The following is a 1480-nucleotide window of genomic DNA, read 5'->3' on the forward strand; positions in this document are numbered from 1 at the left end:
AGGGCACTCGCTGCTGGGTGTCACCCTGGTTCATCGTATCCGCAAAGCCCTGCACCGGACGCTGCCGCTGAGCGTGTTGTTCGAGTCAGGTTCTTTGGCTGGGCTGGCCGATGTACTTCAGAGCATACCGGCCGATGAAGCGCCTCCGTTACGCGTTCATGATCGGGGCCAGTTGGCACCGCAGTCCTTTGCCCAGCAGCGGCTCTGGTTCCTGGCCCAACTGGAGCCTGAGAGCAGTGCCTACCATCTTCCGGGCGGCCTGGATTTGCAGGGTCGACTGAATGAAGAGGCGTTGACGGCGGCCTTCGTCGGACTCATTCAGCGGCATGAGTCGCTGCGCACGGCGTTTCGACATGGGGAACATGGTCGCCCCCAACAGTGGGTGATGGAAGCCATGGCGGTACCCATGGAGCGTTATGATCTTCGCGGCCAGGACGATGCCGAGACTGTATTCGGAGAGCTATTCCGGGAGTTCAGCCGCCGCCCCTTCGACCTGGAGACCACACCGCCCTGGCGCGTTGCCCTGGTGCAGATGGATACATCGGGCTGGCGCCTGCTGTTGTGCATGCACCATATCATTTCCGACGGCTGGTCAATGCAGTTGCTGTTGGAGGAACTGGTTGAGCTCTATCGCTGTGCATCAAGAGGTGAGCCCGATAGGGTGGCACCGCTGGACGTTCAGTATGCGGACTACGCACTTTGGCAACGAGAGCAACTGACGGGTGCTGAGCTGGATCGGCAATTGCAATGGTGGCGAGGGCAGTTGGGTGATGAACATCCGGTTCTTGAGCTGCCCACGGACCGCCCGCGTCCGGGGCAGCGGGATGGCCGTGGTGCCCGACACGCCTTCACTTTGCCATCGTCGCTGGCGGAGCGGTTGCGTCGCACGGCCCGTGATCAGGAAGTTTCGCTGTTTATGGTCGTTCTGGCCGGCTTTGAAGCGCTGCTGTACCGACTCAGTGGTCAACGGGATCTGCGCGTGGGTATTCCGGTTTCGGGACGGCATCAGCCGGGCACCGAGGGACTGATTGGCTTCTTCGTCAATACGCTGGTGGTGCGTGCCGAGATTGATCCCGGTGACCGGGTCAGTGATCTTCTGGCCCAGGTACGAGAGCGAATGCACGGAGCCCAGGCGCATGCGGATCTGCCATTTGAGCAACTGGTGGAAGCACTGCAGCCGGAGCGAAGTCTGAGCCACAATCCGCTGTTCCAGGTCAGCTACAACCATCAGGTCTTTGACCAGAAGCCCTTGTCGGACTTGCATGAGCTGAGCTGCGAGCCGCTCGCCTGTCCGGCGGAGAACGCGCATTTCGATCTGGTACTGGGCACCCACGAACACGCGGACGGTCGAATCGACGGTTACCTGGACTTCGCGACGGATATCTTCGACGCGGCGTCGGTGGCGCGAATGGCCGAACAGCTGCAAGCCTTGCTGGAGGTGATCAGTTGTGAGCCCATGGCCCACTTGTCGGACCTGCCT

Annotated in this window: 1 protein-coding gene; it reads left to right on the top strand. The window is 61.3% G+C overall.

Annotation, left to right across the window (positions count from 1 at the left end):
* Positions 1-1480 (top strand): condensation domain-containing protein (locus tag ACTRWH_RS20400; RefSeq protein ID WP_462826790.1); only part of this gene is annotated, 1480 nt, incomplete at both ends.

Source organism: Marinobacter sp. G5_S1_61_S3 (assembly GCF_054968585.1).